Origin of the sequence: Pseudomonas sp. I8001, from assembly GCF_013385345.1 — a bacterium.
Classification (GTDB): Bacteria; Pseudomonadota; Gammaproteobacteria; order Pseudomonadales; family Pseudomonadaceae; genus Aquipseudomonas.
Map to the genome: position 1 here is coordinate 123,141 of NZ_JACAQC010000024.1, position 25,572 is coordinate 148,712.

The following is a 25,572-nucleotide window of genomic DNA, read 5'->3' on the forward strand; positions in this document are numbered from 1 at the left end:
CTCAAAGCGATTTCTTCGCGATTCCTATAGCAGTGATCCTCTACCCACTCACTTAGATATTGAAGTCGCTGCTTCCTGATTTCGTCCATCGCAGGTATTCCCAAACCAATTCATGAATGGATTCTACCGTCTAGGATCAGGCGGTGTCGGCTCGGTATTCGAACGACACCGGCACCGTGTAAGTCGGCGGGTCTGTGATGCCTGGGCCAGGATCAACTGGCGACATCGTAACGACGGTGAGGCCTGTCTTTGTGTCTCGCGCATAAAGCGGGAATAGCGTGGTCAACTCAGCCACAAGTGGGTTCGTCTTGGTCTTGCCGGTACCGGCCGGGGCCACAATGCTGATCTGGTAAACGCCGATGAATGCTCGATGGTCGCCGGCGAGCGTGCTGCTGGCTGTATCGCCTGGGAGCATGAAGGCCCGCAGATAGGTCTCGCCGTCCGCCGGGTCATACTGAGTGTTTTCGAACACGACCTTGATGGGCTCCGCACGCGCCCTGCTCCAGGCAAGTAACTTGGCCTCATAGATCGATGCGATGATGGCGTGACTCATACTTGGTTATTCCTGATGGCGTCATCGACAGTTTTCTGGAACTGAGACAACGTGACCCGAATCATCCCGTGAGGCGCTTGCTTGCTATGCCCATACTCAAGCGGGATTCCGTAGGGCAGGTTATTCACGATGTAGGCCGTCTGCCCCGCGGTCAGGGTTTGAACCTGTGCCTTGAGCACGGCGATGCTGACGTTACCGCTGACATCGATCTGATCAAGCATTCCCTCGGCCGGCGTATCAATCGAAAACTGCCAGTTCCCGCGAAACCGCCCGCCGACGTAGCCCTTGCCTGCCACCAAACCGTTCACGTTGAAGTTCTGGTCGCGCTCGGTCTTGGTGAGGGGCTTGGCGTACTTCAAACCGCGCCGCAGCTTGCCTGCTTTGGTGAAGTTCGATTCGTTGAGATTGATGATCGTATTGCGGACCGCGACCTTGAAGTCATAGTCATCGGCGGCCCGGGTGTTCGCCTGGCGGTGCGCAACGTTCGCCGCCCATATCTCTGGATTGCCCACGGGCGACATGCGGATGACGCTGCTGCCGATCTCGATAACAATCTCGCGGATGGTCGCGTCGATACCGGCCTGGGCGCGCTCGGCGAAGTCACGGATGTTCTCGGCGAAGCTACCGTTCATCCTCGCGTACTTGTTCGTCATGACCGCACCTGCAGCTCATACAGGATTGGCGTCCCGGCTGGGTTGACCTCCTTCAGCGGAGGAACAATTGACCAGGCACGGCCTTGGGCAACCACCTTATCCAGCAAGCCCGGCACCCAGGCCAAACCCTGGGCAGCAATCTTGAGTTTCTTGTCGCCCTGCCTGATGAGGCTGTTGTTCTGGAATTCCAAGCCGGAGAAGTCGAGCAGGATGCCTTGGGCGATCTGCTCGATGGTTGCGCCAGGCGCTTCCCCGCCCGTCTCCGGGTCGTACTCGCCCGGCTGAGTCTTGCTGATGGTCACGGGCTGGCCGAACTCTGTGATCATCTCCAGAGCCATCACGGCCATTTCGTCGTAGAAGGCCATGGTGGCTCCAGATGTGAAAAGCCCAACTCGATGGCTGGGCTTTCGCTTAGAAACTGAGCATTTTTTGAATAAAGGTTTTTAACGCTTCATCAGCTATCGTAACCGCTCGTTTTGCCGCTTCCGGATCATTAACGTTTCCCGCCATTCCGGAGAGAGCGGCAAGATATGCCCGAGTCCAAAATTCACGCTTTTCATCAGCACTGGGGGTCATTCCTACGCCTCCTGTTTCTTGTCGAACAACAACGCTACCATCACGCTCTTACCGCAAACAACCCCCGTTTTTGTAGGTAGTCGGCAAACTGCGTAGCGCTCGGCCGATCCGGCGCCGCCGGCAACAGTCGGTTGCTGGTGGACGGGATAGCCGCATACTGCCGCGTCACCGCACCTTCAACACGATCCAGCAGCACGGCGCCTTTGCGCTTCTCCACCGGGTCGATATCGTCTTGGTGGATCTCGGCGGCCAGGGCCATTTGACCGTACTGAATACGCGCTGGCAGGTAGTTGTTCGGCTTGATCTCGTGATCCAGCAGTACCTCCCGGCGCGGCCAGGACAGTCCCTGCTCGCTACTGGTCTTGCGCCCCTTCCAGACCATGCCATCCATCGCCAAGGCGGCCCGGCGCAGCAACGCTTCCTGCTCAGGAACACCTGCGGGGATGACCGTGCCGAACCTCACGGCATACATGGCCAGGTCCTCGGCGCTCGCGTAGCTTTCGGCGTCAGGCTTGCCGGTGCCGTCCTCGATGATGAGTGTCATGCGTCAACTCGCTGGAATGGTTTGAAGATTGGCCGCCGGATCACCGACAGCCAGCAGTATTACTCCTTGGTCAGCTCAGCGACGAGCTTTTCCAGGGATTCTTTCGAGGCGTTGGCCCGATACTGGACCTTGGCTTCATCGAGCTTTGCTTTCAGAGCCGCGATATCACTGGCCTCGTCAGCCGGCGGCGTGAGGGCAGACTTCTTCAGCGCTTCAACCTCGCCACGCAGTGCGTCGACAGTTAAGGCCAGGCCGTCACGTTCAGTGGTCAACTCATCAACCGAAGCATGGGCGGTGCCCAGCAAGTCAAACAAGCGCAACGCCAGGTCGCCGGACTCTGGACGATGGATTTCGCCAGCTTCCAGGCCGTCAACAAGGATCAGGATCGATCCATGCTCAGCACGCAAAGCCGTGATCACCTTTTCCAGTTCGGCTTGGTTGCCCGCACCAACAATCTGCGCCCGCTTGGCTTCCTTCACCGACACATCGATGCCGGCTGCTTCGTACGCATTGACCACGCTCGGCCAATCGCCAATCACCAGCACGCTGGTCACACCCGCTTCGGGCTTATCGAAGTGTTCCGGATTGCGGTAACGCTTCTCCGGGTCGAAGCCGCTCAGCTGGTTGCTGTAAGTCAGTTCCATGTGTTTCTCCAAGGCGGCCATTGCTGACCGCGCGTTGAGTTTGAGCCTTAACCGCCAGTGACCGGAGGCGTTGCGGTCAGCGTGATCATCACGCCGGCAGTGACCTTGTTGCTGCCCGCGTGCTTGACCCAGTTGGCAGCGGAGCCGACGGCAGCCAAGGTCGGGTTGGAACCACCAGTGGTGGCTTTCCAGCTGTAACCCAGCACGTCGATATTCACGGTGCCTTCAGCGCGGTAGCCGATGCTCAAGTTCTCTTCGTCGTTGACTTCGTAGGAACGGAAGCCCGGGGCCTGCGACTCGGTGATAGTCACGGCGTTTGGCAGCAGGCCGAAGATCACGTCCGCCGGCGCGGTATCGGTCACCAGTACCGGCTTGCCCAGGGTGCCTGGTAGGCCGCCGTAGATCACGACACCAGCTTCTTCGTAGATCTTGTTGGTGATGGCTTCGTCGACGATGTCGAAGTAGGCGCTGGAGTGCATGACCCACAGAGCAATACGGCCGAACTTGTCGCCGAACTTGCGCATACCGCGAGTCAGCGTCTTCTTGCCATCGGTTTCGATGTTGGCCGAAACCACCATGTCAGCGTTGGAGCCAATGGCGGCACGCAGGCCAGCGGTTGCGTACTGGATGAAGCCTTCCAGGGTCGCGTCAGCAACGTCGGCGCCGACGATCTGGGAGAACTCCTCGACCGGACGACCGCGGCGCTTGAACGCCTCTTCGGTGGTCTGGTACGGGCCGTACTTCCAAGGCGCTTTGACGCCAACAGCTTCGCCGGCGCTGATCTTCTTGGCAGTTACCTTGCCGTCAGAGTTAACATCGCGGTGTTCCAGAGAGCCGTTCAGCTTGTAGAGCGCGCGTTTGCGGAAGTCGCCTTCGATCAGCTCGTTGTCCAGCACCATTGCGCCGTTGGACGATGCGTTAAACACATCCAGGTTGTCCTGAACACGTTCCAGGTATGCGGTTTGCGCCTCATCGTTGTAGATGATCAGGTCGCTGTTAACGGTTGTAGCCATGAGTCAATCCCCTTACTTGGGCAATGCGAGGTATGCGGTTTGGCCGTGCTTGCGCTGAAAGTCGCGCTTCTGCTCGGAGGTCATTTCGGAGCGCTTGAATGCAGCCTTGCCGCCACCCCCGCCCGGGGCAAATGTCCCTGAAGCCCTTGGCCACAGATGAGGTGCGCTTTCGCGCAGAGATTCCGCCCATTCGAGAGGAGTCAGAGGGGTTTTGCCGTCTTTGCCGAGGATGACCTGGCCGGATTCATCAACGGCGACTGCATCGCCATCTTCGTTAAGGGTAAACACGCCTTTAGCGCGCAGGATGATGTCGTCGGTTGCTTCCGGCAGAGCACCGGCCTTCAGCGCTGCGCCGCGTACCGAATCGCCCAGGACTTTGCCCTGGAACTTGGCCGCGAAGGATTCGGCCTTCTCAGCTCGCTCGCTGATGGTCTTCAACTGCTTGTCGTAGTCGCCACGCAGGCGCTCGGTCCGGCGGTTGAAGACTTCGTCCACCTTGCCCTCGGTCAGCAGCTTAGTTTCTTCGTCCTGCCCGGCGCGGTTGAGCAGTCCTTTGACGGCTTCAATGTCGATGCCTTCAAACTGTGTTTCGAACTGGGTCAGCTTGCCGGAGGTTTCCTTCAGCTTGCCCAGCAGTTCCGAGTTCTTGGTTTTGAGACCAGACACAGATGCTTCAACGGCAGTCGCGATAGCGGCCTTGATTGCCGGGTTTTCCAGGTCGATTTCGTTTTCTTCTGCCATGTTGATGCACCCCTTGGGTATGAACCGCCCGCTTTGCAGGCAAAAAAAACCCCGCGAATGCGAGGCTTGGGAGAAAGATGGTTTGGTGTCGCTGCGTGTACTGAACTGGGTAGAATGATGTCAATCTGTCCAAACAACTAATGGAGTAGTTCTCACAAAATGAACCTAGAAACGATTAAACAATACACTCGTAAGGGTTACGTCAGAGCAATGGGTCTGATCACTCTCCTCGCGGGTATTGCAACAGTTTACGGAGTCATTTACCCCTCAGGTCCCGAGCTGAATCCAGCATTCCTGGGGCGCTGGGAGAGCAAATATCAATATCCAGTTCCAGGAGGGACGTTTACCTTCAATGGTGTCACCGAATACTTTCGAAACGGTAAATACAACTTGAATGGGACATTTGAATTCTCCGGCAATACCGCTGGCGGGCCTTTTACTTCAGTCGTGCTAGCGCGCGGCGTCGGCACTTGGACGGCTAGCAAGGAATTTCTTACCTTCACATTGACTGGATTACGCACAGAGCCCGGAAGATACAAGAGCGGCGATATTGACCTTCCGATTCCCTTACTGGAAAAACTAACCGGTATCTCTTTACCTGATTTGAATGAACACTATTTGCCTGGTAGCTCAGACGAGTTAAAAATCGTTTCGCAGGAGCAAAAACGGATCGTACTTCAGGGCAAAGATCCTGCTGGGAATCCATTCGTAGTAGTAAGCAATCGACAACCTTGAGATCTAAACGACGGCTCAGTTGATGTTTGCACGCTCGAATGCCAGCGGTTCAAGCCCTTTCATCTGCACCAGCGTCAGCGGCGAGAAGTTGCGATCAAGCTGCAGCTCGGCGAAGCGCTCGACGGTCAACCCGCCCTCCCTGAACAGCTTGGCCCGGACAGGACCGATGGCGACGTCTTGGAACGAAGCAGGCTGCTGCTGGAGCCAGTGGTAATAATCGAGATCGGCACTCACCTGCTGGCCGCCGTCTGCGCCCACCGAGGCCCGCGTAGCGCCCTTGGCGAACATCGCGCTGAGCTTGGTCAGCAGGATGAACGTGGTTCGGCAGTTCGGGTGGAATGGCGGCCTTGGGCCGGAATCTACCGGAAACTTGCGTTTGTCCATCGAGCGGCACAACTGGCTGGTCTTGCTATCCAGCGTGGCCACCATCTGGATCTCTTGCACGATATCCGTGTTGGCCTTCGCGACCTCCATGCGCGCCTGGGACGACACATGCTGAATAGCGGTGTGCACGACCGTGCTGGCATTGCGGTTGGTAGTGGCCAGGATACCGTCTTTGTACCCTGCCGCCTTGGTGCCGCGAATGTTGCGAATGATCTGGAAGTTCGACTGCCCCTCGAAGAAGCCCTGCCGGATGGTGCCGGTGACGCGCTCACGCTCTGCACCGGTCCAGTCTTTGATGAAGGCCTTCAGCAGCTTCCCGCCACCGGTACCGCGCACGCTGAGTGGGTTCGTCAGCACTGCGGTTCGGATTGCCGCAGCTGTGGGCGCCACCACATCGAGCGACACGCCCACCGGTGCAGACTTGGCCAGACTGGTCGCTTCGAACTCCGCCTCGTAATTGGCGATGTCCACCAGGTCAAGGTTCAGCTGCGCGCTGTACCGGTCGAAGATGCCCAGCAACAGGCCGTCCACCTCCTTCAGCAGCGCCTCCAGGCGCTTGACGTTGTACTCGGTCAGGTCCGACTTGGTTAGCCGGTCCCGGATAGACTGGTCAATCTCCTTGAGGAAAGGAGCAAATTTTCCGACCTCCCCTGCCTTCAGCTTTTCAAGGAAGACCGCGTGCCGGATCGTGGCATCAAGTACTGCCGGATCTACCGCCATTTGGTTTGTCCTCGTCATCCAGGCCCAGGCCGTCGATCTGCTCTTCCAGTTCACCGTCGATCTGCAGGTCCGTACGCTCTGGCGCAATCAGGCCCAGCTTGCGCAGGTAGGCCCGAAGGTCTGCCTTGGCGAAGCCGCCTTGCTGCCACAAGCCAACCAAAGCCGTGATCATCTGCGGATCAGCCGTCAGTTCGACGAACTCCTGATTCACCTGGTAGGCGACCTTCTTGTCAGCGATGCCCGTGTAGGCGCAGCACCACATGACCGCCCGGGTATAGGCCTCACTGACGTTCGCCACACAGCCAGCCAGCACAGAGGTAGAGGCCGATTGATCGCCGCGGGACTCCGTTGCGGTCTTGGCGGCCAGTGACGCCACCACCATCCGGGCGCCCAACTCGATCATCATCTGGTTCTTATCGGCCATGGCCTCCTTGACCAGCGTGTTCGGTGCCGGCTGCGCGTAACCGAAGGCGCCGCCCGCTGGGAGGAGCATCGGCGCGCGCGAACCGACATAAACACCCTTCGCCTCGAGTAGCTTCACCCACTGCTCATCCAAACCACTGATCCATGGCTGGGCCTGGCCACACCAGAAGACGCTGTCTTCGTAATCGGCACTGTTCCGGTAATGGCCCAGGTTGATCATGGCGATGTCGTACAGCGGCGACTCGTCGATGCTTGGGTCGTTGTTCTGCGCGCCGACGAAGGTGAACGGGATCTCCTTGAAACGCCCGGTGACGCCTTCGGGCTTGAACTCTTCGATGACCGCCAGCGGCCCGCCACCTTTCGGCCCGGACCGGCGCCAGACACGGCAAACGAAACCGTCCTCCTCAAGCGCCAGCTCCCGGTACTGCTCAGCCGTCTTGTAGCCGAACCCTTCCGGGATCTCCGGCGACTCGCGCAGCACGACCAGGGTAAGCACGCTATGCCCGTTCACCATGCCTGTGCGCCAGTTGATGATGTCTTCAGCGCAGTAGGACAGGATCACCGAGTGCCCGCCGATGCCGTCGTCCTGGTGATAGTCGACGTAAAGACCGTGGCGACCAGCTTCAAGCACCTTTTCAAGCGTGCCCTGGGAGTGTTGATAAATGCTCACTCCGGAGCCGTTGGCGTTGTCTTGCAGGTATTCCAGCTTCTTCGGCACCGTGAGGGTCGGGTCTTTATGGAAGGCCAGGCCCAGCAGCCCGTTACGGGTGTGCCCGGTGGCGTTCTTGAACACCGCCCGCTCGCGGTAAGCCCGGTTCCGATCTTCGTTCTCCGGCGACTTGTCGTGCGCGTTGATGTACGGCAGCCGATCGACTACCCGGTGCTGGCCCGCGCAGACGTCGCGAACGGTTGCCCAGCGGTCCAGCACTGCCGTGTATTCCGCCCGCTTGAAGGAGACGTCGTTGCTCATCGGGCGTATCCCATTTTGATAGCGGTGACCGGTTTGATGATCGGGTACTCGCGGTGGATGAAGTAGCCGCCGGCGTCGTTCGCGTGATCGATGCCGGCGGTTTTGTCTGGCTCCCCGTTCGCGCCCCACACCTGCTGCTCCAGGCCGTCGGCGTAGGTTGGGCAGGTGAGCGAGTTGATCAGGTAGCGGCGCTCGCCCTGCGCATTGCAGAAGACGGCGTTCATTGCGTTGATTCGGTCCTTCACCGGCGGGTTTGCCGCTGGAGCGATGACCGCGAACCCGGCCTGCTTGAGCATGGCCAGGTCGGTGATACTGGCGTTCACGGACTTGCGCGAATCGCCCGAGGCATCCGGGTAGATCCTGATCTCGCAGGTCTTCTTGAAGTCGTTGCCGTCGTGCTGCCAGTAGCGCTCTTTGATGCGGCGAATCATGTCGGGCGTGTCGTAGCCGTCGATCAGTTCATCCACAGCCCTGGGCAGCCCCTGGTCACGCTTAACATGGGTAATCGCCGCCATCTTGCCGACGTTGAAGTCCATCCCGATGAACAGGGGCTCACCGGGCTGCACGGTGTCGAAGCACCCGTTCAGCTTGCGGTCGTAGGCCGTGTAGATCGTGCCGGATGTGAGGTTTACGAACTGGCCTTTGAGGTAAGCCATGATCAGCTGAGGTGGATACGACTCCATCAGCGAGGCGATGTAGTCATCCGGCAGATTGAGCTCGTTGTCGAACGTGCTGGCCTGCACCAGGCCGTACATCTCTTTGAGCGATGGCTTGTCGCGCAGCTGCTTCACGAACTGCAGAAAGACGAACTTGAAGCCCTCCGGCGTCGTGGTGACATCCACCCCGTTCTTCAGCCCGGGCAAGTTGTAGCGCATCCGGGCGATGATCTTGCGCCAGGCCTGCTGTGCCTTCAGGGCAGTCAGCACGTCCAGCTCATCCACCAGGGCATGGCCAATCTTGAAACCGACGATGGTCTGCGGCTTCTCCATCGACCTGCAAATCACAGTGCCGCGGTACTGCCGGCCGCTGTAGATGTGAACTTCGTGGTTCGCCTGGTTGATCTTGGTCTTCAGCCCCCAGTCGTAGGCCACCTCATCCATGGTCGGATAGAAGATGTCTCGGATCTGCGGGTAAGTCGGTGCGAAGTAGCCAGCGTTGACGCCGGGCCACTCCATGAAGTGCTTGCTCAGTGCCGAGCATCCCACCCAGGTCTTGCCTGAGCCGAACCCGGCAACGAACGCACGGAATTTGTGGGGCAGCGTGAGGAACTGAGCCTGCGGAACATTAAGGCTCGGCATTCGGCTTCCTCGCATCCACCACGTCGACCTGGATGCGGGTCGGGATCACCGGCTCATCGCCAACCTCTTCCTTCCGGGCCCGGTTGACGTAGATGTCGCCGGTTTCCTTCGCGGCCTGTTCGAGGATCTGCATGGCCAAGCCGATGTTTTTCATCGACTCTGCCTTCTCCACAAATCGATTCATGGCGCGCAGACGGAACGCGCGGTTGGCAATGGGTATGTCTTCAGTCTCTTCGCGGAAACGCTTTCTGGTCTGCTCGAAAAGGGTCTTCCATCTGTCGGCGAGCTTCTTACCTGAAACCTTTGTAGGGTCGTGGGATTCGACCTGCTGCCGGGTGATGCTCAAGCTGAATTCTTTATGGACCGCCTCAACCACCTGAGAAGGCGTATCGAAGCAAGCGAGAGCCTGTACTACAAAGGTCTTCACCTCACTGCTTAGAGCTGCCATAGGCGTTCATCCGTCCAAACCTGTCCAAAATCAGGCCGACTTGAGCAGACAGGTTCCGCAGGCCCTCGCAATGTTCAATTTCCCCACCTCAGCAGGACTGTTTGCAGCATCCACCAACGCTTGAACGTCAGGGCTTGCGCCGTAGCGGCGGACGACACCGACGAACTCTTCGACGTCGTGGCCCTGCAGCTTGATCTTCGGTGCACCGTCTTGGGTGAATGCTGGTTGACCGTACTTGTCGGTCGCGTGAGCCAGGTGGTACAGCTCATGTTCGATCAGTGCGCAGAACTCAAGGTCACTGCACTGGGCGCAGTAGTCAGCAGCCAGGGTGATGATGAAGGCCGGCACATCGCCGAACCAATCACGCATCTGTTGCTCCATCCGGGCTTTCTGCCAGCCACCGGCGCGGAACGCTACCTGTTCGGCCTGGCCCAGGACTGTCCTACCCTGCTTCTCGAAGCACGACGACGCCCACATGATCCTGATGTCTGCATCCAGTAGGTGGGCATGGTCTTCGTTGTGAATGCTGCCGGTGTCGGCAAGGATCTCGGCCTGGAGCCACTCCCACACTTCGGGAGCTGGGGTCAGCCGGACGCCAAAGTCGGAAAGATCGGACAGCTCAAGCAATGACGATGGAGGGTATGGCCTGTCCATGGGTCACCTTAAGCTTGAAATAGTGGCGCGTTGCCGGTATTGGTGACGATCAACTCAACAGCAAGGAACGCATCATGTCTGAAAACTTCAAGAATCTTCGCAGGGACAACGGCTTAGGCGAAGGATCATCAGCCCTCCAGCGAGAGGCAGCCGTGGCAGCCGCGCTGACCTTGATTCAGTCCAAGGTCTTGAACTCCACCGGCGCGTCCCAGCTTCAATGGGAACTCGATAATTTGGATCGTTACGCTGACAAGATCCAGGAAGCTCTGAAAGTGAAGTGATACACCCGTGCCGCACTCACCTGCGGCACACCTACCCTTCCCCGATATCCAGCAGCACATCAATCAACTTCTGCTCACCCAGGCGCATAGCACCCAGGCATTGCAGGTCGTCGCACTTGGGGCCGAGGCCGAACACCGTGACCTCGCCCTTCGCGCCGATCAGCGTCAAAGCGCCCACGGTACATTCAGGATGCTCGCCCGCATCAAGGTCGTCGGCAATTTTGCGCAGGGTCTTGGCGGCGTCGCGCCAGTCTTCCCGCTTGAACTCCAGAACCTTGACGGTCATTTGGTCACCTGCTGCAGCCACTCTTCAATGATCCGCTTCACCACCAGCTCAGTCAGGATCGAGGAAGGCTTGTCGCCGGCGATCACAGATTGAACCAGTGCGTGCGGGATTACGTGGGCACCATCATTGGCTACCACCATCAGGTGCGGGCGCTGGTCGGCTATGTCGTGGATGCTAGCGGTCATGCCCTACTCCAATGCCGCGCCACGATTTCGGGCATTCGAAAACGTGGCGCGGATTACTTGCTATTGATTAGTCAGAATCCACTACCCTTGATCGACGACTTGCGGCAATCTGCGCGCCTCATCTCTAGTCGAGCTAACGTCATGCCAATTGATGCAGCATCCGCGATGGCGTTAGCGCGCAAGAACTTCCATTACCTGGCCGAAGCCAAAGATCAGGCGCACTTGGCAAAGCTCAGACTGGGCGCAGTCGGTTACAACCAATCCCTGATGACAGCTGGCTGGATCAGTCAGGAACAGGTGGATCAGCTGAACGCTGAGCTCGACGTTGCCTGCGGTTCCCGAAGTCGTGCGCTGCGCCCAGACCAGTAGATCGGAAAGCTATTTGCCCCGGCGCTCGACACCACCAGGTGCCTTGTCACAGTGCAGGCAGTGCTCGCAGTTCAACGTCCGGCACAGCCAGACCTTCACCCGCTGCCAGTACGTGACCATGAAGATGTGCCGGGCACCGGCCAGGGCCAGGGATACATGCAGCGTCAGGCCCGCAATGGTCGGGCCGAAGAAGATGTTCTGGCTGCGCGCCATGACGACGAAGCCGCTGATGGCGACGGCCGAGTAAATCAGCTTCCCGAGGATGCCGTCCCTTACCTTCCCGCTCAGTACGCACCAGGCTGCCCACAGTGCGACAAGGCCGCAGGCGATGGAGTTGATCAGTTCAAGATTCATGGTGGGTTGCCTCCCCCGAACCGCTGGCGAATAAGCGCCCAGAGGTCAGCGGATTTGATGGCTCGATTGATGGCCGCGAGGAGCGAGCCGCCGAATGCACCCAACAGGAAGCCGATACCGGCGACGATCTTCGGCTCGGTCACTCCCAGATAGGTGCTGACCATGCTCGTCAGATAAATCGAGCAGGCCATGCCGGTGATCAGGAAGATCATCCAGGCACGCCAGTCGTTCAAGTCGTCCTTGTGCCACCAACTGGCGATCACGGCGCCAACTAGGCCCGCAATCAGCAATTCGAACCTGTCGATCTTGTCGAGCAGGCGCTGTAGATACTCCATGCGCTCGACTCCGTGGGGCATGTTTGAAATAGGTCAGCCCCGGCGGCACTCCCTACTAAGTGCGAAGGGTGTGGCGGGGCCGAAAACGAAAAAGGCCCCGCACGATGGCGAGGCCTTAAGATTGACCAGGTTTCCCTGAAACCAAACGAAAGAGGCCCCGTACTTGGCGGAGCCTCCTTTAGACCGGACTCATTGGTTGATTTCAACGCTGAAGAGCGTTCAAAATGCGGTGTATAGGCACGATGAGTAAATACTCTCTCATTTTCTCAATTAATGCAACGTTTCTTCGGATTCTGCATTGTGATTTATAGATGCAGAGTGAGCGGATCCAATGCGCTCTGTCCTTTCGAGAAGCGAAATGCCCGTATTTTGCCGTATTCCCTTCGCATGAATGGGTCGTGCCTACTGACTCAATAAGTAAATGAAGTCGTAGGGCTAACGGTGATCTGATACCGTTTAGCCACATGGTCGTGATACACGAGGTTAGTCATGGACGTAAATACCCACTTCCCTGAGTACGAAGCAGAACGCTTAAAACGCGTTGAGGCCCTTTGCCCGCAAAATGAACAAGACGATGAAGTCTTCGAAAAAATGATTTCAATGACTTCAGAATACTTCAATGCTCCCATCGCCCTGATTTCTATTGTCGACAAGCACCGCCAATGGTTCAGGGCACGGATCGGGATTGAGCAGCAAACTACACCTCGGGACGTTTCGTTCTGCGCACACTCTCTACGCGACAGGAAGGCGTTAGAGGTTTTGGATGCGCAGGATGATGAGCGCTTCAAAGATAACCCCATGGTCACCGGCGCGCCCTTCATTCGCTATTACGCTAGCGCGCCACTTCTCACAAGTGATGGTTTCTCTCTGGGTAGCCTATGCATAATAGATACTTCACCTCGACAACCAATGAGCAAGCGAGATGCAGCAATGCTCGTTTATTTCGCTCAACTCGTTGTCTTGCGGATTATGGGTTTACGTTCCCGTAATTTTATTGATCAGCCAACCGGACTTTTCAACCGACTCAGACTGGAAGAAGATATTCGACTAGCAAGCTCTAGCGGCATTCAGCACGATCTATTTGCTGTGGACGTAATATCTCCAAAATTTTTGAATGACGTAGTAAAAGCGCTCGGTTACAGCTTTTCTCAAAATTTAATGCTCAGCGTTAAGGGCAGACTTCAGTCTTTATTACCTAATAATTCTCTCTTGTACAAAATCAGTCCAACACGTTTTGGGTTTCTGTTAGAAGGTGGCCATCCGGTGGAAGGTCTCTGCCTTAAGATTCTTTCAAATTTTGACGAGCCGGTTGATTGTCAAGGAATCCCAATACTCATGCAGACAGGTATTGGGGTATTGAAAATCGCCGATGCAAAAGAGAGGGACTGGCTACGGTTAGTCGTAGGGGCAGCTGATGACGCAAGGGTTCGAAACTTGGGCTGGGCGATGTATCAACCTGAGTTGGACGCAGCTCAGCAGCGAGCGTTTACCCTATTGAGCTCCCTGTCTGATGCAGTTCGGTCTGAAGATCAGCTGAGCTTAGTTTTTCATCCGAAAGTCACATTACCTAGTCTAGCATGTGAAAATGTTGAAGCATTGATCCGGTGGAATCATCCTACACTCGGGCCTATCAGCCCCGCAGAGTTTATACCACTTGCAGAGAAAACTGCGTTGATGCATTCAATTACCTTCTGGGTGCTTGAGGCCGTAGTTAACCAAGCTAAGGAGTGGTTCGACAAAGGTATTGAATTACGAATCTCCATGAATGTCACTGTCAGTGATCTTGAGAATTCTAAGTTCGTAAATAAAATTACAGAGTATATAAACAACGGCGCCCTTCAGTCGAAAAATCTAGAACTTGAATTTACGGAAAGCATGCTCATGTCAGATCCGAAGACAGTTATTGAGCAGCTTGAGCGCGCCCGTGCGTTAGGCATTGAAGTTTCCGTGGACGACTTCGGTACTGGCTACAGCAACTGGACATATCTAAGGCAACTGCCTGTGAGTACGGTTAAATTAGACCAGTCACTAATCAGCAACCTCAACACCAACGAAAAAGATAAACGGCTAGTTAAGACACTCATCGAGCTTGCCAGAGGATTAGGCTATAGAGTCGTAGCAGAGGGCGTCGAAACCCAAAGCATTCTGGACCTGATCACGCTCTGGGGGTGTTCAGAGGCTCAGGGATACCTGATAACAAAACCCCTGAAAGCGGAACCATTAGAAAAATGGCTGGCGCAAGGTGGTTTCAGCTCGGTATGTGATGGGACTAGAACGCCAGGCACCGAGTCCTTGTAGTCCATCAAAACCTGTCGGCGGGAAGCCTGTTATCACCTCCCGCCGATCTTAAAGCTGATGTCGCTCAGGCCATCTGTCCAGTTCATTGCCGCAGCAAATTATGACGCCATGAATTTCTCCATTAGCCCCTCGGCGTCAAGTATCTCTTGAGCGGCCATCAGCGCCTCATTCACCTGGCCATCCAAAGAATTTCGTATGGATGAACGCCAACGATATCGGGTCGACTCTGGCTTTCCGTCATTGTCCCAATTGGTGATGTCGTACCATGCCGCTGGCAGCACCGCGGCGGAGCGCTTGCCGTCGGCGCCTGCTATCTGAGGAATAGCCCAGGTCAGCACGGCGCATTCCCGAAAGCGCTTCGGTGCTGGAGTCTTTACCGAATTCAGCAGCTCCAGAATGGCTCCGTGCTTGCGCTCTTCGTGAGTGGAGTACTTCGCTACCAGTGCGCGCCAGTGTGCAGGGGTGAGCGCTTTGTGCAGTCGGCCGAATACCCAGCAGTCTTGGAGAAACGCCGCCTCCTTACCGACGATCTCCCCCTTCTGCTTGGCGCACTGCACCTTGGGTTCAAAGTCGCAGCCGCCGGCGGAACTGATGGTCTCCGCCGCAAGGGCTCGAACTACTGCTGAAACAACGTTGCGATAGGTCATGCGGCTTCCCCTTTCTTCAGCTCTCTGGTCATTGCGCGGTATGTAGCCTTGATAGCTTTGATCTCATCTACTGTGTACTTGCGGGCCGGGTGCAGGCCTTCCAGCCAGGCGACCATTTCGACGCCGATACGCTGCACCAGACGGATGCGGTATTCCACTGCGTTGCCGGACAGATTCCGATTGCACTTCACGCACTGTCGATGGATGTTCAGCGGCTCGAAGCGCAGCTCTGGGCAGGCACCGACGGATCGGTAATGCCCGGCGTCCCAGCGGCTACCGGTCATGAGGTCGTTGTCGTTCGGCGTCGAGTCGCAGCTGATGCACGGCAGGTGTGCGTCACGCAGGCGCACGTACTCGTTCACCGCGGCCTGGGCTTCGCGCAGGTGATCCGCCCGGGTCTTCAACTTCTCCTTGCGGACTTTGATCTCGCGGCGCCCTACTTCGGCCAATGCCTTGCCGGCGATCGCCCGTCCCTTCTCGGACTTGCCGTGAGCGATGGCGCACTCGATCTCCCCGCACACGACTTGCGCGTCACGGGTACGCACGAACATCACCCGGCACTCGGGGCAGCGCTTGCGGCGCGGGCCACCGGACGCGAGTGGAGTCTTTCGTTGCAGCGGTGTGCGCTTCATACAGCCTCCTTGGCTTTCTGCTGCCCGAATTCAAAATTGCCACGCAAAGGCATGAGGTATTTCTCAGCAATGCAGCAACGCGGGTGCTCGACAAGGGTCTTGCCGATGGTCAATGACACCAAGCCATCTGCCTCCACCACCCAGGCGTTTGCATCTCCACGGTTAAACCATGGACCGTGGGCGGAAAACGAGTCGCAGCCAGGCCCCAAGCACTCAACCAGCTGCACGCAGCGCCCTATCAGGGTTGGCACCAGCGGACAGGAAACGATCAACGCCAGGTCGCCCGGCTTGAAGTTATGACTCATGCGGCCTCCTTGAACGCTTCAAACTCGGCCATTTCGGTCAGGCGCTCTTCGGTAAGCGTCGGCCAGTCGTGCAGCACCAGGTACGCGCAGCACTGTCGCCAGAAGTCTTGGAATACCTCTTCGCCCATCGAGTCGTAGGAGAGGCTTCGGGGTGTCTTGCGGGTGAGCTGGCCCAGGCCCGGAATGTCGAACGCTTCCTCATCGCAGTACACGCCCGACTCCAGTTGCAGGGCCTTGATCGCGTCGTGGGACTGCTTGCCGGAGAACCGGTCGATGTTCTGGCTCAGCACCCTGCCCAGGCCGTGGACCAAACCATTGAACCGTGGGTTGCGTGGCTGCTTGAGCTCGGCACGAATCTTCGTGTTGATCCGGAAATCCCGCTCGCGCAGGATCGACCGGTCGGCGTCGGAGGACGGCACGAACGCGGCCACCTCCTTGCCCGTGGCTGGATCGACCAGGCGGCGCAGCACCAGGTACACAGGCATTGGGCGTGGCTTGGCTGGCTTGGTCATGGCTTCACCCGAAAGAATTCAATTTCGAATGGACCGACATAAACCCGGATGGCAGGCTTGGAGGCGAGCTTCGTGAAATAGAAATGCCAGTTGCGTGGGCGGAACCCGAAGAGCAGCCATCCCCGCTTGAACCCGAAGCTGACCATGTAGCCGTTACCACGGTAGTCATCGCTAAACCTGCCGTAGTTGGTTTTCATGACTGCTCTCCCTTGCCCATGGCGGCGTCGGCGGTTGCTCGCGTTTTCGGGCATGGCAAGCCGCCGTGATCCGTGTACACGCCGAAAATCACGCAACCGGTGAAGCCAATTGCCGGCTCATGAAAAGGCTTGAACGGGTGACGAGCATCGCGCTCCTTGCGCAGCGTCTCGACTTCTTCGCGGCGGCGCTCGGCCAATACTGCAAACTCTTCCCCGTATTTCCGAAGCGCCTCGTTCTCGGCCTTGAGCTGGTCGCGCTCAGCAGCCAGCGCTTCGAAATCTTCCAGCGGTCCAAGAACGCCATCCCCGCCGCAGGTGCCGCACACGTCCATGTCAGGCTCTGGCGGCTCGTTGTTACCCTGGTAGGAACTGTGACCTGAATAGACTTCGCCCTGGCCACCGCAGTCGCGGCACACGCAAAGTCGAGTTTTGACACGCTCGTTCTCGCCGATCAAAGCCAAAACCGTCGCAGGGCTGGCGGCAAGCACCAGATCCGCATAGTCCTTGTTCTGCGCCATGAACTCGGGAAAGGACCGGTTCTGGTGGACATCGAAGACGATGCCGTTGTCGTTGCGGATGTACAGAGCACCGTGGCTGCGCATGAAGCGAAGCGGCTGGTGCTGCTGGCACACTTCGGCAATCGCTTTCAAATCGCGGAAATCGTTCATTCGGCGAACTCCTTGAGCAACTGGCGGCCCCCCATGACTGCACCCTTGTCACCGGATGTACGGCTTATGTCCTTGAGCCATTCCAGCATTCGCGTGTTCTGGGCTTTCAGGTCGATAACCATGCCGAGCAGCTCATCGCCGTCGGCGTCCATGTCGGACTTGAGTGCTTCGCCAATCGCGCCAAGGTCGCAAACTGCCGCCAGGAGCATGCGCTTGTGACTCTCAAGGTCCTTGATCAAGGCGAGGACTGCCTCAGCACTGGCCACGCATCGGAATGAGGCCTGAGCAGGCAGGGCCTCCCATCCGCACCCGGACGCGCAGAGCTGGATCGCTCTCGCCTCCTCGGTTTTTGCAGCCTCAGCCAGCCGCACAAGCTCGGTGTAGTCGGTCATGGCTTGCTCCCTGCACAGTCGTTGCAACCTGGGCGGCAAATCCACTCGGGCTGCGGATCCCCCTCAAAACGCTCCACTCGCTCAACCGAATCGCCGCGCTTGATGTAACCGGCTACGCGCTTGGCGGTGTCCTTCTTGCTCATGGCGTCATCCCAGCAGGATGCGGAGACCTTTCCACATGCACGGCGAGCCAAGTACATGAAACCAAGCGAATTGCGCTCGGGCTGATTCACTTCTGCAAATTCGCTCATGTCTGCTGCTCCGCTGCTTCTGCGATCAATGCCTTGCGCTCCAACTTGCGCGCCTGGAGCCAGGCCTCTGACGTGCGATCTTTCTCGCTGCCCTTGTCGACCCACTCCCACACCGGGCGGCCGTTGCTGACCATGTAGGCCCGATACATCTTGCTGTACTGCTGCTGGCGGATTTGCTGGACGCCACGGCCTTTCAGGAAGCGTTCGTCGCCAGCCTGCGGTTTTGGTTTGGTCTGGGCGGTGCTGTATCGAATGCTGGTTACGGTCATGTCCGTTTCTCCGCGCCGCACACCGGCTCGCGCTTGATATTCATTTTTGCCAGCAGCAGCTCGCGCGCGGACTTACCGTCGGCCGGGATACCCTGCTGAAGGATTCGCGCTTGGGTCTGCTGGTCGGCCAGCTCGTTGGCGAGTTCGAATTCGGTCTTCTGGCTATCGTGGCCGATGCCGGCGGCGATCCGGCCGTCGAGCGGCAACCTGGCCTGGGCACGGCGAAGGATGATTTCGTAGTTGCGGTCGAACCTGGCGCGAAGCCCCTTGTCTTCCTGCTTGGCGCCGCGAAGGTCAAACAGACCGGTAGCCTCGGCGGCCAGCTTCACAGCTTCGTGGCTGTACGTGGTCATCAGCGCTTCGATCCAGGCGTCACCAACGGCAGGCATGCCGAAGTCTTCAGGCCCTGGTGCGCACATTGCGATGAACTCACCAACGCTCGGCGCGAATGGCTTCTTGAGCTTGCGGCACTTCTGGATGCCGAACTCGATCTGCTCCAGGGTGCGGATGCCCGCCTCGGCGAACTCCTTGATCCACTCGGCCTTTGCAGCGTCCAGTGCTTCGGTGGACGGCCACGCCTGGCGCCATGCAGGGAAGATCCCACGCAGCCGGCGGAACAAGTCGTTAACCACCTCGACCGTCTGCGGCGTGATGTCGATCGGCTGGACATGGCTTTCAGCGGGCAGGTTGCCCATGGTCGCCATCAGTTGGTTGACTGGCTTCATGGGAGAGCCACAAGGCCGTCAGCCCACGCCTTGCTGTTGAAGTCTGGTTCGCCAGACTGAGGGCGCGGCGTGAACCGGTGGACGTTGCTTCCGGCCGGCGACGGATCTGGCACTTCGTCTTCCCAGCGCTTGCCGTTGATCCATGTCGATGGGTGCGGGATGAACCGGCCGTCGTCCTTGAGCCAGTCTGTCGTTAGGCATTGCGCCCCCAGGGCCTTAACCAATGAATCGAAAAGCTCGTTGGTCAGCTTGAGCTTATCCCACGCCTTCCGTGCAGCCTCCTTGCCCACCTTGCGTGGATACAGGGCCCAGAACTGCGCGAACAACTCAGCGTGATCGACCTCATCATCGCCATAAGTCTTTTGTTCTTTATCTTCTCTTCTCTTCTCTTCTCTGGTCCGCAATTTGTCCGCATCACTAGCGGACACGTTGCGGACATTCTTTGCCTTTCTGTCGTTGCGCTTGCGCTCGTTATCGTTGGCGCGGCGCTTGGCGCTGGCCCCGTTATGCTCCTCAAAGCGCGGCATTACGAGGCTTCCATCGTCCTGGATACCCGCCCATTCCACGTCAATCATGGCCTGGGTAAAGCCTGGCCAGCCCACTACCGCATCCATCGCGTCGACGGTGTAGCCCACCAGCACGCCATCATCACAGTGGGTGTCGAAGATGCTCCAAGCGATGTGCAGTCCACCGATGATCCGCAATCTGTCCGCTTTCAATGCGGACACCATGCGGAATACTTTCGGATGCGTCTGAAGGTCGATTCGCATTTTGATCCAGTCCCCGGCCATTACGCGGCCCTCAGTGCTTTGTCGTGGGTGAACAGGCCGTCCCAGGTCTTCTTCATGGGAAGCTCGCCAGCCAGGTAAAGGTCGTACAGGCGTGCAGCGCCCTTCTTCAGCAGGACAGGCGTGTAGGAGATAAAGGGATCTTTGCCGTGCGGGGTGACTTCGTGCTGGTGCTCGGTCATGTACTTGTCGCGGGCGTAGGAGCCAACACGGTGACGTAGGCCGGACTTGCTCTCGTTGTAGAGCCAGCTGCGAGCTTCCAGGTACTTGCCCACCTGCATGACGTTGACCCCATTAAGGCCCTTGCAGAACTGGGTGTGGGTCATGCCTTCCTTGAACAGGTTCTCCAGGGAATGGATCTTGGTCGCCTGCTGGTGGTTTTCAACTCGAAGCACCTGCGTCTGTTCGATCTGATCGGCATATAGGCGCAAGGCTTCTGCGTAGGACGGGAGCGCGACGGCCTTCTTGTTTTCCGCCTCCAGTTCGTTGAGGCGGCGAATCACTTTGAGGCGCAAAGGAATGCTGTAGCCCGTCAGAAGAAGCTCTGTCAGCTCACGATCAAGATGGAGGTTTGAGGTGTAGCCACGCGAATCCAGATCTTCCCGGACATGGCTCACATCTGAGCCATCCTTTTTCAGCTCGTCGAGCATCTCTCTGATGTCGCGAATAACGTTTTTGTGCAGCTTCCTGGTCAGTCCGGCAATTTCGGAACTGGTCATTGAAATTACACGCGCCACGTTTTCAGATTGAGAAAAACGTGGCGCGAGATTGTTGGGGGTATTGCCTTGAGTTATCTGTTGCATTAGAGTTGCCTCAAGTGATGTAGCAATGAACCGGGCCGTGAACCCGGTTTTTTTGTGCCTGAGATTCAGGCGTTATAGGTGTCCGGCGCATCCGTGGTAATTTCGAATTTCCACAAACGAAGGCCAGGAGGCCGGACATGTCATTAATCGATACTCAAAACTTCAACATCACCTGCGGCGAGTGCGCCCACCAATTCCCTCATTCGGTCGGTTATCTGAAGCTCAATGACCGAATGACCATCTGCCCCGAATGCGGGAATCGCCACCAACTCGACAAGGCCGGGTTTGAGGCTGCCGTCGCTGAGGGTGAAAAGCAGATCGATGACCTTCAAGCGAAGGTGCGGCGCATCGGAGAGAATCTGTTCAAGGGTGGCAAATAGCCCCTCAAGCTCGGAAAGACCGGGCTGAGCGTTCAGTTGAAGTTTCAGTTCGGCTTTCATCAGGCGCGCGCCTTGTGCAGCTCAATCACTGCATTGACTTCTTCGTGTCGAGCTGCCAAGTGTTTGGCATGCAGGGCGAGAATATCTTTGGCTTCTGCGGCATCAATTTCACCATCCTCCAATGCCAGGGCGATCAACTGGTCTACCCTCCCCCGCCTTACCGCTGTACGCAGAGAGCGGTGGTGCATGTCCACGTTATCCAGCGACTCGGAATCAGGAAGGCGGACGAAGATCCCGCCATACATGGCGCAGATGTAATCGGGGAGGAAGGTGGTTTTGGCCTGGGTTTCGAGTACGCAGACTTCGTCGTCACTCAGCTTCTTGACCCCTGCCGACTCGTAAATCCGATTCTTGAAACGCTTGAAGTCCTCCTCGCCAAGAAATGCCGCGGCGCAAGGAAGGCCGCCCGATACGGCGTTGGCGGCAGCAATCACTGCTGCTCTGCGGGTTTCTAGCACTTGCGACTTCATCGTCTAGTTTTTCCTTGGGTCGGTTGCGGTCAGAATTGCTTCAATGGAACGGCGGACAGGGATGTCAGGCAGCGGACTGCTGCGAAGCCTCAACAGAGGCCGGAGCGATCTGCCCCCACGGAAACGATGGGCAAAGGTCGGTGCGGTTTACGACGCCACCGGTCAACGCCTCGATTTGAACCGCGCGCTTTGCTGGTACTGGGCGCTCGCCGGAGCACCACTGATTAACTGTGGGTGCAGTGACCTGCAGCAGGCGCGCCATTTCCACCTGACTACCCAGCAAGCGAGATGCTTCTTTGGCCGCTTCTGCTGATTTCATGAGTTCTCTCCTGGAGATTTGTGTCGAATATAAGGCATTACCTTATCGCGGGCAAGTCATTGCCTAACCGTCAGCGCAATAGGCTTAATTAGGCAATGCTTACCGGACCAGAATTAGGCGCCGCCATTGAGGCCGCGCGGATCGCCAAGGGCGTATCGAAAAAGAACCTCGCAGACGACTTCTCCGTGAAGCCTCCGTCGATACAGGGCTGGGTGAAAAACGGCAGGATCGACAAGTCAAAGCTGATGGACGTGATCGCCTATTTCTCTGACGTCGTGGGGCCGGAGCACTGGGGGCTACGCCCAGGCTTTTCCTACGAAAACCTGGAAGTCTCCAACGAAGAATCTTCCATTCAAGACAGTAATGACGGACGCTCGCTGGCTTCGTCTGCGGCAGACATGGTTCGTCAGATGTTGGCGTCGAAAGGTAAGAGCCTTTCAGAAGATGCTCGCGCCAGGTTGCTGGCTGCTGCTGAGCAAAGCGACTCAGGAAACGTTATCCATGTCGACTTCTCTCGCCCCGGCCAGGTTGGCGATGAGGTTTGGATCGCGCACTACGACGTGCGCGCAGCGATGGGTGGCGGGCAGATCCCGCACGAATACCCGGAAATGCTCCAGGACATACGGGTTAGCCCCAAGCACCTGCGTGACCTGGGCGTCACCTTCAAAGAACACTTCCATCTCAAGATGATCACTGGCTGGGGCCAGTCGATGGCTCCAACCATCAAGGATCGCGACCCGCTACTGGTCGACATTACGATCCGGGAGTTCACCGGGGACGGGATCTACCTCTTCTCCCACGACGAGATGCTGTATGTGAAGCGCCTGCAAAAGAAAGGCAAGGATCGCTTCAAGATGATTTCGGACAACAAGCACCACGACCCCGAGGACATTCGTGTCGACGACACCCACATCCTGGCTCGAGTGCTTTACGTGTGGAACGGACAACCGGTATAGCGCCATGCCCCTCACCAATTCGAACAAACAGCTGCGCAACGAGCTCAATTACCTTGGGCTGGGCCTCGAGCAAACCGCGGGCGGCATAATCAACATCACTAAGGACTGCCAAGATATCGATGTTGCAGCCGTCCTAAAGCTGGTAGCGAAGCTATACGATGATGCGGATCGGCTCGCCGCCCTCGCAGACGAGGTTGGTGCTGGACTGATAACGCGAACCGAATCTGAGTAGGATCGAAGAAACAGCAAGGAGACTGCATGCCCCTCACCATGCCAAACCAGCAACTGCACCGCGACCTTAAAGAGGCTGCCGCCCTGCTCAAGTGGTCAGGCGTCGACCTGAAGCAGGCTGCTGTAAAGCTTTCTGATGCCGGCCAGGAAGATGACGCTCGCGAACTGACAGCGATCGCTATGAGGTTCCAGGAGGTCGAGGATCTGATGGATGGGTATGCGGATGAGGTGAAGGTAGGCCGAATAAGCCGGGCAGCGGAACAGCCAAAATGACTGCATGGCGAGAGCAGACCTTCTGGAGCAAGGTTGGAGTCATTGCTTGCCTGGCTTTCCTTATGATGCTCCCCGGGTATTCCGACGTAGCTGGACTGGGCGGAGGCTCATCCGGCCGCAAGCGGGTGTTCAGCCCTGGCTTCATTATGCTCTGCGCCTTCGTGGTTGTGGTTGAGCTGACGGCGCTGAATCATTTCTTCGGTGCGCGTGGATGAGGTGACGACGGGAAGGATTGTGCGGATGATGAACTAACCTGCACCGCCTGCATCACCTGCACGCACACCTAGATCCTGCTAGACCTGCACCACCTGCTGCGCCTGCACATTCATATTGCACCTGCACGGCCTGCGTGTTAATTTCGCCGAAGCGCTCATATCGGGCCCTCTTGCGAAAGGATAGTCAATTGACTTCAAGTATCGAAACAATTCTGGAAAACCACCGGCTTGTGGTTGAAGAGGGCTTCGTCCGCGAGGGCGATTTAAAGTATAGAAATTATGCTGTTACAACCCTCCGCGGAGGCGTGGGAAAGTCAACTCTCTCGTTCAACTTAGCTTATGAAATCTCTCGAAAACATTCACTATTGATTGCAGATCTTTGTGCGCAACGTAATCTGACAGAAAACTTGATGCGAGGGATAGAGCCAGAGTACACACTACTCGACGCCTTGCAGCCTGCGCTATTAGGTGCGGCATTTGGCGACGTGCCAGATGATATCTCATACCGTGCTAGCCAGTCTTGCGATTCATTTAAAGGGGGCAAGACCTCTTATGTAATACCGGGTGACGCAGAAATGTTTGCGTTCCCATCTACTCTTTACCAGCAGTTGCAGATTGCAAATGCCCAGCAAAACACCAAAGCCATTAAGAACCTCCTTGAGATACTCAGGGCTGTATTGGACAAGGAAGCTAAGGAGCGGAAACTGGAAAAAATACTGATGGATACCAGCCCGTTCTACGCCGGCGGCACACACTTGGCCTGGTGTGCAGCCGACGCAGTTATCATTCCGGTTCGAGTAGATGAGCACTCCATAGATTCTCTTGATCTGACACTTGATCATCTATCCAACCCAAAAAAAGACTTTTCCGTATGGAATCATCGGGCCGGAGGCAGATCATCCCCAAAGGTGGCAGCCATTGTAATAACTATGGCCGGGGCAAAAAGCAGGCTAAAGTCTACCCCGGACAGCGCCTCTCGCATGTATATAGAGAGAGCCCTCTCAGTTGCAGAAAAATATCCTAATCTTTTTGATTTTGGTGACCCTGCAGAATCTATCGTGATCACTGATGACTTTGTATCTACTGGCCGAATTAGCGGTGCAAAGAGCATTCCAATTGAAAAGCTAAAAGTTGGCAGCTTTCACAATGTTGAAGGCAAGCGTCTGCAGGTCAATAGTTCAGCAGAGCGCTACAAAAAAGAACTTAAGTATCTTGTAAGTATTCTGTAGTTATTGCTTGCTCCGCTTTAAGTATCAAGCCCGGCCCAGCGCCGGGCTTCTTGTATCTGTCTGCGCCTAGTGCAAACCCTTCGGCTTTGTCGGCAATCGGACCCGGATTTCCTTTGCAGGGTTTACCAATGAAGCATCGATACTGCCATCCTCCCCTTTCGCTGTAGGCGCGAGCGTAATCCCTGAGACAGCGACAGCCAGACCCGGCAGCTTAGCCCCGCCGGCCTGAGTGACGCTGGTGCCGTTTGCAGTGAAGTGCATGGTCAACCCCCAAGAACCAGTGTGGATATTCTGGTCGCGCAATAATGCGGTTATCAGATCACGAATCGAAAATGACCGCTCCTTCGTCGCCATAAGTCCCCCTGTCAGTTCTAAGATTCTCACTTGGAATAGTAGGATGCCTCGGCCAATGATGCCCGGCCCCGCCCCTGGCTTCTTGTTTCTTCCCTTTCCAGTTAGGATCAGTACTCGCATCCGTATGGAGGGCGCTGCATGAAACCCAATGCAACCAGGCTCGTCAAAATCACCGCTCTCATGAGTGTGTGTGCCTGCGTGACCTACGTGGCCCATGTAGTTACACGAGAGGTCGCCTACGTCCAATCCAAAGTCAGCAGATCGACGATCATTGATCCCGCCCACCAGGGGCTTCAATGGCCTGCAAAAGTCGCTATGCCGGAACTGCGGGATTTGTCTGTTAAAACGAAAGTCCAGGCCGGCCCGATGACTGAAGATCACCCGACAAAACGATGATCGGCATTTCACAAACCTTTCACAGTCGAGCGTATA

42 protein-coding genes are annotated in these 25,572 nt (G+C 57.1%); 10 read left to right on the top strand and 32 right to left on the bottom strand.

What is annotated here, in order from left to right; all coding sequences use genetic code 11:
• Positions 1 to 136: 136 nt before the first annotated feature.
• Genes HX839_RS17185 through HX839_RS17220 form a run of 8 tightly spaced genes read right to left on the bottom strand, consistent with a single transcriptional unit; the run spans position 137 to position 4,724 of the window.
• Positions 137 to 553 (bottom strand): phage tail terminator-like protein, encoded by a 417-nt coding sequence (locus HX839_RS17185; RefSeq protein WP_177067401.1) that lies wholly within the window; start codon positions 551 to 553, stop codon positions 137 to 139.
• Positions 550 to 1,206: a hypothetical protein gene (locus HX839_RS17190; RefSeq protein WP_177035822.1), complete on the bottom strand. Its 657-nt coding sequence runs from the start codon at positions 1,204 to 1,206 to the stop codon at positions 550 to 552. The genes HX839_RS17185 and HX839_RS17190 overlap by 4 nt, the downstream gene beginning before the upstream one ends.
• A complete protein-coding gene (locus HX839_RS17195) occupies positions 1,203 to 1,571 on the bottom strand; it encodes a hypothetical protein (protein WP_177023126.1) in 369 nt (122 codons plus the stop codon). The genes HX839_RS17190 and HX839_RS17195 overlap by 4 nt, the downstream gene beginning before the upstream one ends.
• 46 nt (positions 1,572 to 1,617) lie before the next feature.
• A complete protein-coding gene (locus tag HX839_RS17200; RefSeq protein ID WP_177023127.1) occupies positions 1,618 to 1,782 on the bottom strand; it encodes a hypothetical protein in 165 nt (54 codons plus the stop codon).
• A gap of 40 nt (positions 1,783 to 1,822) precedes the next feature.
• On the bottom strand, positions 1,823 to 2,326 hold the full coding sequence (locus HX839_RS17205; RefSeq protein WP_177023128.1) for a DnaT-like ssDNA-binding protein: 504 nt from the start codon (positions 2,324 to 2,326) through the stop codon (positions 1,823 to 1,825).
• A 59-nt stretch (positions 2,327 to 2,385) separates the two neighbouring features.
• Positions 2,386 to 2,970 carry a hypothetical protein gene (locus HX839_RS17210; RefSeq protein ID WP_177023129.1) on the bottom strand — a complete coding sequence of 195 codons (585 nt, stop codon included), beginning with the start codon at positions 2,968 to 2,970 and terminating at the stop codon, positions 2,386 to 2,388.
• Between the two features lie 47 nt (positions 2,971 to 3,017).
• A complete protein-coding gene (locus tag HX839_RS17215) occupies positions 3,018 to 3,983 on the bottom strand; it encodes a major capsid protein (protein ID WP_042572010.1) in 966 nt (321 codons plus the stop codon).
• 12 nt (positions 3,984 to 3,995) lie between these two features.
• A complete protein-coding gene (locus tag HX839_RS17220; protein WP_145163877.1) occupies positions 3,996 to 4,724 on the bottom strand; it encodes a hypothetical protein in 729 nt (242 codons plus the stop codon).
• A gap of 159 nt (positions 4,725 to 4,883) precedes the next feature.
• Here HX839_RS17220 and HX839_RS17225 point away from each other — a divergent pair, with 159 nt between their 5' ends.
• Positions 4,884 to 5,459: a hypothetical protein gene (locus HX839_RS17225; protein WP_177023130.1), complete on the top strand. Its 576-nt coding sequence runs from the start codon at positions 4,884 to 4,886 to the stop codon at positions 5,457 to 5,459.
• Positions 5,460 to 5,474: 15 nt separating this feature from the next.
• Here HX839_RS17225 and HX839_RS17230 read toward each other — a convergent pair whose 3' ends face one another.
• From HX839_RS17230 to HX839_RS17250, 5 genes are read right to left on the bottom strand one after another with little or no spacing between them, the layout of a single operon-like run.
• Positions 5,475 to 6,563 (bottom strand): minor capsid protein, encoded by a 1,089-nt coding sequence (locus HX839_RS17230; RefSeq protein ID WP_177067402.1) that lies wholly within the window; start codon positions 6,561 to 6,563, stop codon positions 5,475 to 5,477.
• Entirely contained in the window at positions 6,538 to 7,956 is a 1,419-nt protein-coding gene (locus HX839_RS17235; RefSeq protein ID WP_177067403.1) for a DUF4055 domain-containing protein, read from the bottom strand. The genes HX839_RS17230 and HX839_RS17235 overlap by 26 nt, the downstream gene beginning before the upstream one ends.
• Positions 7,953 to 9,254, bottom strand: coding sequence for a terminase large subunit domain-containing protein (locus tag HX839_RS17240; protein WP_177067404.1), 1,302 nt, complete (start codon positions 9,252 to 9,254; stop codon positions 7,953 to 7,955). The genes HX839_RS17235 and HX839_RS17240 overlap by 4 nt, the downstream gene beginning before the upstream one ends.
• Positions 9,241 to 9,702, bottom strand: coding sequence for a DUF2280 domain-containing protein (locus HX839_RS17245; protein WP_177067405.1), 462 nt, complete (start codon positions 9,700 to 9,702; stop codon positions 9,241 to 9,243). The genes HX839_RS17240 and HX839_RS17245 overlap by 14 nt, the downstream gene beginning before the upstream one ends.
• Before the next feature lie 30 nt (positions 9,703 to 9,732).
• On the bottom strand, positions 9,733 to 10,356 hold the full coding sequence (locus HX839_RS17250; RefSeq protein WP_177067406.1) for a putative metallopeptidase: 624 nt from the start codon (positions 10,354 to 10,356) through the stop codon (positions 9,733 to 9,735).
• A gap of 74 nt (positions 10,357 to 10,430) precedes the next feature.
• On the opposite strand from HX839_RS17250, the gene HX839_RS17255 reads away from it, so the two are divergent.
• Positions 10,431 to 10,637, top strand: a complete 207-nt coding sequence (locus HX839_RS17255) for a hypothetical protein (protein ID WP_177067407.1) — start codon at positions 10,431 to 10,433, stop codon at positions 10,635 to 10,637.
• Positions 10,638 to 10,668: 31 nt separating this feature from the next.
• Here the strand turns inward: HX839_RS17255 and HX839_RS17260 are convergent, their stop codons facing one another.
• Positions 10,669 to 10,923: a hypothetical protein gene (locus HX839_RS17260; protein WP_068931899.1), complete on the bottom strand. Its 255-nt coding sequence runs from the start codon at positions 10,921 to 10,923 to the stop codon at positions 10,669 to 10,671.
• Complete coding sequence (locus tag HX839_RS17265; RefSeq protein WP_177067408.1) at positions 10,920 to 11,108, bottom strand: hypothetical protein; 189 nt, start codon at positions 11,106 to 11,108, stop codon at positions 10,920 to 10,922. Before HX839_RS17265 ends, HX839_RS17260 begins: the two co-directional genes overlap by 4 nt.
• 141 nt (positions 11,109 to 11,249) lie before the next feature.
• Here HX839_RS17265 and HX839_RS17270 point away from each other — a divergent pair, with 141 nt between their 5' ends.
• Positions 11,250 to 11,477, top strand: coding sequence for a hypothetical protein (locus HX839_RS17270; protein ID WP_152973763.1), 228 nt, complete (start codon positions 11,250 to 11,252; stop codon positions 11,475 to 11,477).
• A 9-nt stretch (positions 11,478 to 11,486) separates the two neighbouring features.
• On the opposite strand, the gene HX839_RS17275 is transcribed toward HX839_RS17270, so the two are convergent.
• Both HX839_RS17275 and HX839_RS17280 read right to left on the bottom strand, forming a co-directional pair.
• Complete coding sequence (locus HX839_RS17275; RefSeq protein ID WP_059398248.1) at positions 11,487 to 11,831, bottom strand: hypothetical protein; 345 nt, start codon at positions 11,829 to 11,831, stop codon at positions 11,487 to 11,489.
• Complete coding sequence (locus HX839_RS17280; protein WP_003218335.1) at positions 11,828 to 12,166, bottom strand: hypothetical protein; 339 nt, start codon at positions 12,164 to 12,166, stop codon at positions 11,828 to 11,830. The genes HX839_RS17275 and HX839_RS17280 overlap by 4 nt, the downstream gene beginning before the upstream one ends.
• Before the next feature lie 489 nt (positions 12,167 to 12,655).
• Here HX839_RS17280 and HX839_RS17285 point away from each other — a divergent pair, with 489 nt between their 5' ends.
• Positions 12,656 to 14,464 (top strand): GGDEF and EAL domain-containing protein, encoded by a 1,809-nt coding sequence (locus tag HX839_RS17285; protein WP_177067409.1) that lies wholly within the window; start codon positions 12,656 to 12,658, stop codon positions 14,462 to 14,464.
• A gap of 98 nt (positions 14,465 to 14,562) precedes the next feature.
• Here the strand turns inward: HX839_RS17285 and HX839_RS17290 are convergent, their stop codons facing one another.
• From HX839_RS17290 to HX839_RS17360, 15 genes are all read right to left on the bottom strand, one after another.
• Entirely contained in the window at positions 14,563 to 15,111 is a 549-nt protein-coding gene (locus HX839_RS17290) for a hypothetical protein (RefSeq protein ID WP_059398246.1), read from the bottom strand.
• On the bottom strand, positions 15,108 to 15,743 hold the full coding sequence (locus tag HX839_RS17295; RefSeq protein WP_177023268.1) for a recombination protein NinG: 636 nt from the start codon (positions 15,741 to 15,743) through the stop codon (positions 15,108 to 15,110). Before HX839_RS17295 ends, HX839_RS17290 begins: the two co-directional genes overlap by 4 nt.
• Positions 15,740 to 16,048 (bottom strand): hypothetical protein, encoded by a 309-nt coding sequence (locus HX839_RS17300; RefSeq protein WP_177023269.1) that lies wholly within the window; start codon positions 16,046 to 16,048, stop codon positions 15,740 to 15,742. The genes HX839_RS17295 and HX839_RS17300 overlap by 4 nt, the downstream gene beginning before the upstream one ends.
• Positions 16,045 to 16,560: a hypothetical protein gene (locus tag HX839_RS17305; protein WP_106111231.1), complete on the bottom strand. Its 516-nt coding sequence runs from the start codon at positions 16,558 to 16,560 to the stop codon at positions 16,045 to 16,047. The genes HX839_RS17300 and HX839_RS17305 overlap by 4 nt, the downstream gene beginning before the upstream one ends.
• Positions 16,557 to 16,757, bottom strand: coding sequence for a hypothetical protein (locus HX839_RS17310; RefSeq protein ID WP_177023270.1), 201 nt, complete (start codon positions 16,755 to 16,757; stop codon positions 16,557 to 16,559). Before HX839_RS17310 ends, HX839_RS17305 begins: the two co-directional genes overlap by 4 nt.
• Complete coding sequence (locus HX839_RS17315) at positions 16,754 to 17,425, bottom strand: hypothetical protein (protein ID WP_177067410.1); 672 nt, start codon at positions 17,423 to 17,425, stop codon at positions 16,754 to 16,756. The genes HX839_RS17310 and HX839_RS17315 overlap by 4 nt, the downstream gene beginning before the upstream one ends.
• Positions 17,422 to 17,817 carry a hypothetical protein gene (locus tag HX839_RS17320; protein ID WP_177067411.1) on the bottom strand — a complete coding sequence of 132 codons (396 nt, stop codon included), beginning with the start codon at positions 17,815 to 17,817 and terminating at the stop codon, positions 17,422 to 17,424. Before HX839_RS17320 ends, HX839_RS17315 begins: the two co-directional genes overlap by 4 nt.
• Positions 17,814 to 18,068, bottom strand: coding sequence for a hypothetical protein (locus HX839_RS17325; protein ID WP_177067412.1), 255 nt, complete (start codon positions 18,066 to 18,068; stop codon positions 17,814 to 17,816). Before HX839_RS17325 ends, HX839_RS17320 begins: the two co-directional genes overlap by 4 nt.
• On the bottom strand, positions 18,065 to 18,337 hold the full coding sequence (locus HX839_RS17330; protein WP_177067413.1) for a hypothetical protein: 273 nt from the start codon (positions 18,335 to 18,337) through the stop codon (positions 18,065 to 18,067). The genes HX839_RS17325 and HX839_RS17330 overlap by 4 nt, the downstream gene beginning before the upstream one ends.
• Complete coding sequence (locus HX839_RS17335; RefSeq protein WP_177023275.1) at positions 18,334 to 19,062, bottom strand: replication protein P; 729 nt, start codon at positions 19,060 to 19,062, stop codon at positions 18,334 to 18,336. The genes HX839_RS17330 and HX839_RS17335 overlap by 4 nt, the downstream gene beginning before the upstream one ends.
• On the bottom strand, positions 19,059 to 19,853 hold the full coding sequence (locus tag HX839_RS17340; RefSeq protein WP_177067414.1) for a Pyocin large subunit-like protein: 795 nt from the start codon (positions 19,851 to 19,853) through the stop codon (positions 19,059 to 19,061). Before HX839_RS17340 ends, HX839_RS17335 begins: the two co-directional genes overlap by 4 nt.
• A complete protein-coding gene (locus HX839_RS17345; RefSeq protein ID WP_177023277.1) occupies positions 19,853 to 20,653 on the bottom strand; it encodes a Rha family transcriptional regulator in 801 nt (266 codons plus the stop codon). Before HX839_RS17345 ends, HX839_RS17340 begins: the two co-directional genes overlap by 1 nt.
• Before the next feature lie 143 nt (positions 20,654 to 20,796).
• Positions 20,797 to 21,093 (bottom strand): hypothetical protein, encoded by a 297-nt coding sequence (locus HX839_RS17350; protein ID WP_177023278.1) that lies wholly within the window; start codon positions 21,091 to 21,093, stop codon positions 20,797 to 20,799.
• Positions 21,093 to 21,563 (bottom strand): YmfL family putative regulatory protein, encoded by a 471-nt coding sequence (locus HX839_RS17355; RefSeq protein WP_177023279.1) that lies wholly within the window; start codon positions 21,561 to 21,563, stop codon positions 21,093 to 21,095. Before HX839_RS17355 ends, HX839_RS17350 begins: the two co-directional genes overlap by 1 nt.
• Before the next feature lie 64 nt (positions 21,564 to 21,627).
• Positions 21,628 to 21,882 carry a Cro/CI family transcriptional regulator gene (locus tag HX839_RS17360; protein ID WP_064451097.1) on the bottom strand — a complete coding sequence of 85 codons (255 nt, stop codon included), beginning with the start codon at positions 21,880 to 21,882 and terminating at the stop codon, positions 21,628 to 21,630.
• Between the two features lie 95 nt (positions 21,883 to 21,977).
• On the opposite strand from HX839_RS17360, the gene HX839_RS17365 reads away from it, so the two are divergent.
• The 6 genes from HX839_RS17365 to HX839_RS17385 all read left to right on the top strand — a co-directional run bounded on the left by HX839_RS17365 (position 21,978) and on the right by HX839_RS17385 (position 25,536).
• A complete protein-coding gene (locus HX839_RS17365; RefSeq protein WP_177023280.1) occupies positions 21,978 to 22,838 on the top strand; it encodes a S24 family peptidase in 861 nt (286 codons plus the stop codon).
• A gap of 4 nt (positions 22,839 to 22,842) precedes the next feature.
• Complete coding sequence (locus tag HX839_RS17370) at positions 22,843 to 23,070, top strand: hypothetical protein (protein WP_177023281.1); 228 nt, start codon at positions 22,843 to 22,845, stop codon at positions 23,068 to 23,070.
• Between the two features lie 26 nt (positions 23,071 to 23,096).
• Positions 23,097 to 23,342, top strand: a complete 246-nt coding sequence (locus HX839_RS17375) for a hypothetical protein (protein WP_177023282.1) — start codon at positions 23,097 to 23,099, stop codon at positions 23,340 to 23,342.
• Positions 23,339 to 23,557, top strand: coding sequence for a hypothetical protein (locus tag HX839_RS31615; protein ID WP_256344721.1), 219 nt, complete (start codon positions 23,339 to 23,341; stop codon positions 23,555 to 23,557). The genes HX839_RS17375 and HX839_RS31615 overlap by 4 nt, the downstream gene beginning before the upstream one ends.
• Before the next feature lie 188 nt (positions 23,558 to 23,745).
• Entirely contained in the window at positions 23,746 to 24,786 is a 1,041-nt protein-coding gene (locus tag HX839_RS17380) for a ParA family protein (protein WP_177067415.1), read from the top strand.
• Positions 24,787 to 25,278: 492 nt separating this feature from the next.
• On the top strand, positions 25,279 to 25,536 hold the full coding sequence (locus tag HX839_RS17385; protein ID WP_177067416.1) for a hypothetical protein: 258 nt from the start codon (positions 25,279 to 25,281) through the stop codon (positions 25,534 to 25,536).
• The last annotated feature ends 36 nt before the right edge of the window (positions 25,537 to 25,572 follow it).